The sequence below is a fragment of the Pseudahrensia aquimaris genome, from assembly GCF_042676045.1.
Lineage (GTDB): Bacteria > Pseudomonadota > Alphaproteobacteria > Rhizobiales > Rhizobiaceae > Pseudahrensia > Pseudahrensia aquimaris.
On the sequence record NZ_JBHTJV010000002.1, the window covers coordinates 784,934 to 795,578 of the forward strand.

3 protein-coding genes are annotated in these 10,645 nt (G+C 54.6%); 2 read left to right on the plus strand and 1 reads right to left on the minus strand.

The window, feature by feature from the left end; all coding sequences use genetic code 11:
• Nucleotides 1-3 precede the first annotated feature (3 nt).
• Nucleotides 4-1,776 carry a gamma-glutamyltransferase gene (ggt, locus tag ACFQ14_RS03540; RefSeq protein ID WP_377211315.1) on the minus strand — a complete coding sequence of 591 codons (1,773 nt, stop codon included), beginning with the start codon at nucleotides 1,774-1,776 and terminating at the stop codon, nucleotides 4-6.
• A gap of 147 nt (nucleotides 1,777-1,923) precedes the next feature.
• On the opposite strand from ggt, the gene ACFQ14_RS03545 reads away from it, so the two are divergent.
• Both ACFQ14_RS03545 and ACFQ14_RS03550 read left to right on the plus strand, forming a co-directional pair.
• Complete coding sequence (locus tag ACFQ14_RS03545) at nucleotides 1,924-2,997, plus strand: phosphotransferase (RefSeq protein WP_377211316.1); 1,074 nt, start codon at nucleotides 1,924-1,926, stop codon at nucleotides 2,995-2,997.
• A 973-nt stretch (nucleotides 2,998-3,970) separates the two neighbouring features.
• Nucleotides 3,971-10,645 (plus strand): Ig-like domain-containing protein (locus ACFQ14_RS03550; protein WP_449301294.1); only part of this gene is annotated, 6,675 nt, incomplete at its 3' end.

Below are 10,645 nucleotides of genomic sequence, written 5' to 3' on the forward strand. Positions count from 1 at the left end.
ACGTTATTTCCCTAAAACTATGCCCTCGCGACGTGGATCAGCCCCCCCGCTTAAACCTTCTGGTGTGATGGAAATGGCGTGCAATCCGGAGTTAAGCTCTCTGATATTCGTCTTGAAACCAAGGGCTTGCAGCGAAGGTTCAAACGCTTCCGCGCTGGTGCCTTTCTCTAGATCGTATGTGCCGAAGCGGTTCACCAGATGTGGCCGGGCAATCGCTTGTTGAATGTTTTCGCCCCACGCCAAATGGGCGATGATAGCGTTGGCTACATAGGGAATGATGCGGCTGCCGCCTGGAGAGCCGATAACCAAGACGGGTTTCCCCTCTTTCATGACGATTGTGGGTGACATGGACGAACGAGGCCGTTTGCCGGGTTCAACGCGGTTGGCAATGGGTTTGCCATTTCGTTCTGGGCGGAAGGAGAAATCGGTCAGTTCGTTGTTGAGCAAAAAGCCGTTGGTCATAAGCCGCGAGCCGAAGCCGTTTTCGATGGTTGTGGTCATTGAAACGATGTTGCCTTGCGCATCGACAATGGAAAGATGTGAGGTTGAAGGGAGTTCCAAAGACTCATCATCTGCACGGGGCAGGGCGGCATCGTCCCATTCAGGTTCACCAACGGGGGCTTTTTCGAGCGCTTTTTCGATCTTCAGCAGTCGGGAACGAGCATCGGTATAGCTCTGTTTTAACAGGCCTTTTGTCGGCATTTTGATGAAATCGCTGTCTGCCATATAGCGGCCGCGGTCCGCGAAGGCGAGACGGCTTGCATCGCCGATCAAGCGCCAAGTTTGAGCATCGTCAGGTGAGCGGGTTTCGATTTTCCACGGTTCAACAATCTGCAAAATTTGCCCGAGTGTGAGCGCACCTGAAGAAGGTGGTCCCATGCCGCAAACATTGTAAGCGAGGAATTTTGCGCAAACGGCTGGCCGTTCTTTCGCCTGATAGGCGTTAAAATCCGCTTGCTCCAACAAGCCCGGATTGGCGCTGAAACCTTTGACTGTGCTGATTATGTCCGTGGCGATCTGACCCTGATAGAAAGGTCGGGAACGTTCGTTTAAAAACGCTTTCAGTGTATCTGCGTATGCCGGGTTTTGTAGCCTTACCCCCATTTTCAGTGGCTGTCCGTTTGGCAGAAAATAAGCGGCACTTGGTGCGTGGCGCGCAAGGCTTTCTGCGTTGCGTTCGATAAGGCCTGAGAGGCGGGAGGAGACGATAAAGCCGTTTTCAGCCAAGGGTATTGCATCATCGAAAAGCGCGGACCATTCAAGCTCGCCCCATTTGCTGTGCATCGTGTCGAGGAGGGCAGGTGTTCCAGGTGTTCCGACCGATCTTCCGCCGATTACTGCATCAAAGAACTTGAGAGGCTCTCCATCGGCTGAAAGGAACAGATTGCTGTCTGCTGCCAGCGGCGCGGTTTCGCGGCCATCGAGTGTGGTGAGGCGCTGGGTTGTTGCGTTGTAGTGGACAACGAAAGCGCCACCACCCAGACCGGACGATTGCGGCTCTATCAGCCCCAGAACCAATTGTGCAGCTATTGCTGCATCTGCAGCACTTCCGCCCTTTGCAAGAACGTTCGCGGCCGCGTTTGCGGCATAGGGATTGGCGACTGACACCATCCACGATTTCGACTTCACGGGTTGGATTGCGCGCTTTGCGGCCAGCGAAGTTGTGGCTTCTGGGGCGACTTCATCGGCTGCTTGTTGGGCAAATAACGGGCTAGAAAGCGCCAAAATGGCCGTTAAAACAATTGTTGCTCGAAAAACTTTTCGGGAGTCTGTCATATTTATCAGTTCCTTAAATAAGTTGATCGAAAACCATCATCTGTTCAGGTCGATTCGGCCTCGGAACATTAACCATATTGTGGTAGGCTGTTGGTATCGTCGGCATGAGTTTTTCTTGCGTGGTCGCGATGGGTTGGAGTGGTTAGAATGCTAGAAGAGCGGAAGCAGGTCAAAACTGCTTCCTCTATGATCGGCGCCGACCGGGGGCGGCTGGTCGCTGAGGTGAGTATGAAAGTCTTCGGCCAAGCTCCGAAACGCGTTGCGTTTCCGGGCGGTAGAAGCCGCAATACGTTCTTGATTGATCTTGGCGATGAAAGCTGGATTTTATCTCAGCGTGAAACCTCCGAGGCTGCAGCACTGGAAGCTGTGGCGCTACAATATCTCGCCCGAACGGGTCACACCCCTAAATTCAAAGCCATATGCGGTCGATGGACCGTCCAAGAATATGTTCCCGGCACGCGACTGCCGATTGCGCTTGATGCTTCACTATCGATGGCTGAACGGGTTGAGATGGTTGGGGAAGCGCTGGAAGCTCTGTTGCGCATTCAACATATTGGTCGGTGCGGCCCATTATTCGACAAAGCGCCAGTTATTGGCGCTGATTTGGATTGGTTCGTGCAGAGCGCGCGGGGCGCTCGCATGCTGTCAAAGCAACTTGGCGTAAAACCTCCGAATGTGAATGAACATGCGATTGGTGAAGCATTGTGCGGGCCGCGAAACGATTTCATCAAGTTCGACGCCCGACCAGGCAATGCACTAAGAGATGGACACCGTACCGTTTGGTTCGATTGGGAAGATTGTGGCCGTGGCAACGCGCTGGAAGATCTTGTATTCGTCTTATGTGATGAATGGATGATGTTAGACGAAAGGGCGGAAACGCAGTTGATTGACACTTATCTCTCAGCATTTGCGCCAAAGTTATCCACAGGTGCTGCCACGCGACAATTTGTGCTATATGGCACTGTTCACATGTGCGAGCGCGTGCGACGCTGCATACACATGAACGTGCGCCAACAGGGCTGGTGTGATCGAAACACAAGTCTAGCTGGCGATGGCACGGGAAACACGCCGGCTGAAATAGCACGGCTGTGCGACCGTCTGAGCCGCTGGGCTGACCGAACACCCCAGACGCGCGGTTATGTCGATTGGATCAAAGATATCAGCAGCTTCTTTGAGCTGCAGACTGGAAAGCAAACACACGCAGCCTCGTTGGCTGCATAACGTAACGTAAATCAAGGAATAGAGTGTAGGAGACGAGGCGGAAGCAAAGCAGGGGATCTGGCGGACCAACCAAAAACAGGTTGGATAAGATTTAGATCAAATTTTATTCAAATTAAGTATTAAATTGAGTAAATCCCCAGCAATTAGGGTTAAAGCCGAGTTTTTTACACAACAGTATTTCTCTATTATATGAAGTGGCTTCCACTTTAGGAGGGTAATCCAAATGACCACGACCACCACACAGAACATCACATGGTTCGAATTCACCGCCGAAGCCCACGGCAGTGGTTCAGGTTCGAAAGGCTCAGGCTCTAGTTCCTCGAAGGGAACTGGCTCTGGTTCGAAAGGCTCGGCGGGTAGCGCCCATCCGCTTTCGCGCTTCGATACTGGTCAGGGGATTATCAGGCTGACGGACGGTAACGACCATATCGCTAACGACAGCAGCATTGATGATTTGATCGACGGTCGGGGTGGTCACGACTCGTTTGTCATTCATGCTCATTCAGCAGGATTTGAATTCATTGATCGCGGTCAAGGCGTCGTTGAAGTTGTAAAAGGTCATTCGACATACGCGTACCTGTATGACGTTGAAAAGATTAAGTTCAACGACACGACGGTCGATATTTCGCACATTGCCAGCGACGCATCCGGTTCGGCGTCGGGCTCCAAGGCGTCTGGTTCTGGCTCCAAAGGCTCAGCATCTGGTTCGAAGGCTTCTGGTTCCGGTTCCAAAGGTTCGGCTTCGGGTTCCAAGGCTTCTGGTTCCGGTTCCAAAGGCTCGGCTTCGGGTTCCAAGGCTTCTGGTTCCGGTTCCAGAGGTTCGGCTTCGGGTACTAAGGCTTCCGGTTCGGGCTCTAAAGGTTCGGCTTCAGGCTCCAAAGCATCTGGTTCTGGCTCAGGCTCAAAAGCTTCGGGCTCGGGTTCAAAGGGTTCTGGTTCGGGTTCCGGCTCCGCAGGGTCTGCAGCCAGCGGCATGGGTTGGATTAAGGGCCGTCTGTCGTTTGACGACGACAAAGATGACACTGAAATCAACACCGTTGGTGGTGGCTTTGACAGCGGCCTCGGCGGTCGCCTCGTCCAACTGAAAGATGCGCACGGCAATGTGGTTGCTGAGACGCATACAGACGGTGACGGCAAATATCAGTTCGACGTGGCTCCAGGGCAATATGTTGTTCAATTCCCGGAAGTGAACGGTCTCGTCTTCGCCAAGGAAGATCAGGGCGGCGATCCAACGGTGGATTCCGACGCCAATGTGGACACTGGACTGGGTTTCGTCATTCATCTGGCGGATGGTCAAACCGTCAAAGACGTTGATGCGAGCTATCAGCACGCACCCGGCGCTATCGGTTGGATCAAAGGCACCGTTTCTAAAGACGACGACTTCGACGACACGCAGGTCAACACCGTCAAGAACGATAACAACGACAACCACGACGTTGGCATCGGTGGCGTTAAAGTCGAAATCTTTAAAGAAGACGGCACCAAATTCGGTGAAACGACGACCAACGCTAACGGCATGTATCAGTTCGACGTGCCGGAAGGTAACTATTACATTCAGTTCCCGGACATGCCGGGCATGGGTTTTGCTGACAAAGATGTTGGTAACGAAGCTTCCGATTCTGACGCCAATGCAGACGGTCGCACAGACCTATTCCACATCGCCGGTGGCGAGACGAAGATGGATATCGACGTTAGCTATCAAAACAACAATGCGTGGATCAAAGGCACTGTCTCAAAAGACGATGACTACGACGACACGCAGGTTAACACCGTCAAGAACGATAACAACGACGACCTCGACACAGGCATCCCTCATGTGAAGGTTGAATTGTTTACGGAAGACGGGACGAAAGTCGCTGAAACGACCACCAATGCAAACGGCAATTATCAGTTCGATGTTCCAGCCGGGAGCTACTATGTCCAGTTCCCTGAGATGCAGGGCATGGGCTTTGCCGATAAAGACGTTGGCAACGGCGCGACAGACTCCGATGCAAATGCTGATGGCCGCACCGATGTTTTCCATGTGAATCCTGGTGAGGCGATCAAAAACATTGACGTCAGCTATCAGAACAACAACGCCTGGATTAAAGGCAGCGTTACCAAGGATGACGATCAGGACAACACACAGGTTAACACTGTTGGTGGCGGGCTTGATGAAGGTATTCAGGGCGTCAAGGTTCAACTGATCAACGAGAACGGCGATGTTGTGCGTGAAACCACGACAAATGCTGACGGTCGCTACCAGTTCGACGCTCCTGCTGGCACCTACAAGGTTGTCGTTGAGAGCATGGATGGCATGGTCTTCGCCCAACAAAACGTTGGTGGTGACGAAGCTGTCGACTCTGACGTAAACGCTGATGGTGAAACGGAATTCTTCACCGTTGATCGCGGCGAAACCAAAGCTGATGTTGACGCAAGTGTTATAAACACCGCTCACATCGCTGGCGTGCTTTCCAATGATGTGGATGGTGACAACACCGAAGCAGGAAACATTTTCGAGGGCTTTGGCGGCCTAACCGTTGAACTCTACAAAGCTGACGGCACATTTGTCGGTTCGCAGGTCACAGACGACGCGGGCGCTTACAAATTCGATGTTCTGGAAGGCGACTACTATGTGCAGTTCCCAGAAGTTGACGGCTTCCGCTTCGCGCTGAAAGACGTCGGCGGCGATCCTACGGTGGATTCCGACGGCGACAGCGATGGCGACACTGCCGGACGCACCAGCACGTTCTTCGCAACAGGCGATTTGCAGCTGAATATTGACCAGAGCTACCAGAGTACCAACACAACCGACGCGGTTGATGATAACGCCACGACTCCGTTTGGCGAAGAGGTGGAAATCAATGTTCTAGCTAACGACAGCGATCCAGAAGGCGATGATTTTGACATCACCGACTTCGATCAACCTGCAAACGGCACGGTCACCATCAATGCCGATGGCAACTTCGTTTACACGCCGAATGCTGGCTTTGAGGGTGACGACACGTTCACCTACACAATTACCGACGAGAATGGTGCAACCGATACTGCAACCGTGACTGTAACCGTTGGTGCAAACAGCGTTGATGCCGTTGATGACGTTGCGGATACCGAATTTGGTGAAGCGATTACAATTGACGTTCGTGAAAACGACACTGATCTTCAGGGCGATGACTTCACTGTTACCGACTTTGAACAGCCAGCAAATGGCACGGTCACGATCGATGCTGATGGCAACCTCGTCTACACGCCGGATGCCGGTTTCGAGGGCGATGACACGTTCACCTACACGATTACTGATGAATTCGGTGCGAGCGATAGCGCCACCGTAACGGTCTCTGTCGGCGCCAACACGGTTGACGCGGTTGAAGACGCAGAAATGACCGATTTCGATACCCCGGTCACGATTGATGTGACCGACAACGATGTCGATCCGAACGGCAACACGTTCGAAATCACCGATTTCGACACCACCAGTGCCGAAGGTGGAACGGTAACAGAAGACGCCGATGGCAATCTGGTTTACACCCCTGCGGCCGGCTTCGCTGGTACAGATACGTTCGAATACACAATCACGGACGAATTTGGTGCAACCGACACCACAACTGTGACTGTCACCGTCAAAGGCGACACGGCCACAGACGCCGTAGATGATACCGCTCAGACCAACACTGGCGAGGCCGTCGACATTGACGTGCTCGCAAACGATGACACTGGCGTAACCATCACAGCCATCGACCCAACATCCGATGAGGGCGGCACGATTGTGCTGAATGCCGACGGCACGGTGACCTACACGCCTGCTGATGGTTTCACGGGAACAGACACATTTGAATACACGATCACGGACGAATTCGGTAACACCGATACGGCGACCGTGACTGTGGAAGTCAACGGCACGAATGCCGAAGACGACATGGCGATGACGCGCAAAGATAATCCAGTCGAGTTCAACATTTTCGACAACGATATCGATGCAGAAGGCGATGACTTCACCATCCTGACGCGCACCGAGCCGGATAACGGAACAGTAACGATTGATGCAGACGGCAATGCGGTCTACACGCCCGTTCCTGGTTTTGTTGGCACAGACACGTTCTCCTACGTCATCATCGACGATAAAGGCGCAACCGCTGAAGCTATCGTTACGATTGTTGTGAAAGCCAACGATGTAAACGCCATTGATGACGAAGATGCGACCGACAAGAACACGCCAATCACCATCGATGTTTTGGCTAACGATGAAGACGACCAGGGCGACACGTTCGAAGTTACTGACTTCACCGATGGCGCGAACGGCACCGTCACTGAAAACGCTGATGGTACGCTTACCTATACGCCTGACGATGGCTTTGTGGGCACCGACACGTTTGAATACACCATCACCGACGAATTTGGCGCGACCGACACGGCCACTGTGACCGTAACGATCGCCGACAACGTGGTGATCGCGCGCGACGATATCGCCGATACCCGACAGGACGAATCCGTCGATATCGATGTGCTCAACAATGACGAAGATCCAGAAGGCGATGCCTTCGACGTGACGGACTTCGACATGACCACCGCCAATGGTGGCACGATCACGCAGAATCCTGATGGCACGTTGAAATACACACCTGCTGCCGGCTTCTCCGGCGAGGATTCGTTCGAATACACAATCACCGACGACAACGGTAATACGGATACCGCTACGGTTACCGTGACGATCGAAGAGAACACGGTTGAAGCTGAGGATGATTCCGAGGTCACCGACTTCGAAACACCAGTCGTTATTGATGTGCTTGGAAACGATAGTGATGAGCAGGGCGACACGTTTGAAGTCAGTGACTTCGATGATACGTCGGCCAACGGCGGTACAATCACCGAGAACGCCGACGGCACGCTTACGTACACACCAGCCGACGGCTTCGAGGGCACGGACACATTCGAATACACGATTACGGATGCTAAGGGCGCGACTGATACCGCGATCGTGACGGTGACAGTGGGCGAATCCGCCTTGCCGCCGGTTGCCGAAGACGACACGGGCACGACGGACAACGATACGCCGGTTGTGCTTGATCTTCTGGGCAATGACGACGATCCGGACGGTGACAATGCCAACCTGACGATCACGGAGATCGACGGCCAGCCGATCCAGCCTGGTGAGACGGTTGACGTTGCCAACGGCACGGTGACGCTGAACGACGACGGAACGGTGACGTTCACGCCGGAAGACGGCTTCACGGGCGATGCTACGTTCGACTACACGGTTGAAGACGAAGACGGCCTGACGGACACAGGCACTGTGACGGTTGCTGTGTCTGACAACACGGTTGATGCGGTCGATGACGACGCAACAACAGACTTCAACACGCCTGTGGCGATTGATGTTCTGGGCAATGACACGGATCCTGAAGGCGATACGTTCGAGGTCACGGACTTCGACGCGACGTCTGCCCAGGGCGGTACGGTTACCGAGAACGCCGATGGCACGCTGAACTACACGCCAGCTGACGGCTTTGAAGGCACGGATACGTTCGAATACACAATCACGGACGCCAACGGTAACACCGACACGGCGACGGTGACTGTTACGGTGGGCGAGTCCGCCTTGCCGCCGGTTGCCGAAGACGACACGGGCACGACGGACAACGATACGCCGGTTGTGCTTGATCTTCTGGGCAATGATGACGATCCGGACGGTGACAATGCGAACCTGACGATCACTGAGATCGACGGCCAGCCGATCCAGCCTGGCGAGACGGTTGACGTTGCCAACGGCACGGTGACGCTGAACGACGACGGCACGGTGACGTTCACTCCGGAAGACGGCTTCACGGGCGATGCTGTGTTTGAGTACACGGTTGAGGACGAAGACGGCCTGACGGACACGGGTTCTGTGACGGTTGCTGTGTCTGACAACACGGTCGATGCGGTTGATGACGACGCAACAACAGACTTCAACACGCCGATTGCGATTGATGTTCTGGGCAACGACACGGATCCGGAAGGCGATACGTTCGAGGTCACGGACTTCGACGACACGTCGGCCAATGGTGGCACAATCACCGAGAACGCCGACGGCACGCTGAACTACACGCCAGCCGACGGCTTTGAAGGCACGGACACGTTCGAATACACGATCACGGATGCCAACGGTAACACCGACACGGCGACGGTGACTGTAACGGTGGGTGAAGATCCGAACACGCCACCGGACGCGGATTCCGACTTTGCCGATACGCCGGTAAACACGCCTGTGATCATTGACGTGCTCAACAACGACATGGATGCCGATGGTGACACGCTGACGGTGACCGAGATTGACGGCACGCCGGTCGTGCCTGGCGATACGGTTCCTGTTCAGAACGGTACGGCAACATTGAACGATGACTTCACGATCACGTTCACGCCAGATGACGGTTATGTTGGTCCTGCTTCGTTCGACTACACGATCGACGATGGCAATGGCGGCACGGATGAGGCTTCGGTTGGCATCACGATTACCGCGGCGCTTGTACCTCCGGTTGCCGAGGACGACACGGGCACGACCGACAACGATACGCCGGTTGTGCTTGATCTTCTGGGCAATGACGACGATCCGGACGGTGACAATGCGAACCTGACGATCACGGAGATCGACGGCCAGCCGATCCAGCCGGGCGAGACGGTTGACGTTGCCAACGGCACGGTGACGCTGAACGACGACGGAACGGTAACGTTCACGCCGGAAGACGGCTTCACGGGCGATGCTGTGTTTGACTACACGGTTGAGGACGAAGACGGCCTGACGGACACGGGTTCTGTGACGGTTGCGGTCTCTGACAACACGGTTGATGCGGTCGATGACGACGCAACAACAGACTTCAACACGCCAGTGGCGATTGATGTTCTGGGCAATGACACGGATCCGGAAGGCGATGCGTTCGAGGTCACGGACTTCGACGACACGTCGGCCAACGGTGGCACAATCACCGAGAACGCCGACGGCACGCTGAACTACACGCCTGCCGATGGCTTTGAGGGCACGGACACATTCGAATACACGATCACAGACGCCAACGGTAACACCGACACGGCGACGGTGACTGTAACGGTGGGCGAATCCGCCTTGCCGCCAGTTGCCGAGGATGACACGGGTACGACCGACAACGATACGCCGGTTGTGCTTGATCTTCTGGGCAATGATGACGATCCGGACGGTGACAATGCGAACCTGACGATCACTGAGATCGACGGCCAGCCGATCCAGCCTGGTGAGACGGTTGACGTTGCCAACGGCACGGTGACGCTGAACGACGACGGCACGGTGACGTTCACTCCGGAAGACGGCTTCACGGGCGATGCTGTGTTTGAGTACACGGTTGAGGACGAAGACGGCCTGACGGACACAGGTTCTGTGACGGTTGCGGTCTCTGACAACACGGTTGATGCGGTCGATGACGACGCAACGACAGACTTCAACACGCCAGTGGCGATTGATGTTCTGGGCAACGACANATTCGACTATACGATTGACGATGGCAATGGCGGCACGGATGAGGCTTCGGTTGGCATCACGATTACCGCGGCGCTTGTACCTCCGGTTGCCGAGGACGACACGGGTACGACCGACAACGATACGCCGGTTGTGCTTGATCTTCTGGGCAATGACGATGATCCGGACGGTGACAATGCGAACCTG

Excerpts from the sequence above, each read along its gene's own strand:
- ggt (WP_377211315.1), bottom strand. The coding sequence starts at position 1,776 with ATGACAGACTCCCGAAAAGTTTTTCGAGCAACAATTGTTTTAACGGCC.
- ACFQ14_RS03545 (WP_377211316.1), top strand. The coding sequence starts at position 1,924 with ATGCTAGAAGAGCGGAAGCAGGTCAAAACTGCTTCCTCTATGATCGGC.